At 66.9% G+C, this 281-nt stretch carries 1 protein-coding gene; it reads right to left on the bottom strand.

The window, feature by feature from the left end; genetic code table 11:
* Positions 1 to 281 (bottom strand): methyl-accepting chemotaxis protein (locus tag EN852_RS40330; RefSeq protein ID WP_135880012.1); only part of this gene is annotated, 281 nt, incomplete at both ends.

The following is a 281-nucleotide window of genomic DNA, read 5'->3' as shown; positions in this document are numbered from 1 at the left end:
CCATGCTATCGAACCCCTGCGCCAACTGTCCGAACTCATCCCTGGACACCAGCCCGATGCGGGCTCCGGCATCGCCGCGCGTCAACGAGCCGATGCCCCGGTTGAGGCTTGAGAGGCCGGCGCCGAAACGATTGAGCAACAGGACGGCGGAAAAGGCGGCGATCAGCATGGCTGCCGCGGTGCAAAGGCCGACAAGCCAGAGCATGGCGTTGGTGCGGTCCTGCGCGGCGCGCAGCAGCGGCGTGTATTCGAAAAGCACCGCGCCGACGATTTGGCCCGGC

It is taken from the genome of Mesorhizobium sp. M2E.F.Ca.ET.209.01.1.1 (assembly GCF_004010375.2).
Lineage (GTDB): Bacteria > Pseudomonadota > Alphaproteobacteria > Rhizobiales > Rhizobiaceae > Mesorhizobium.
Note: the sequence above shows the minus strand (reverse complement) of the source record. Positions and strands in the feature narration are given on the sequence as shown.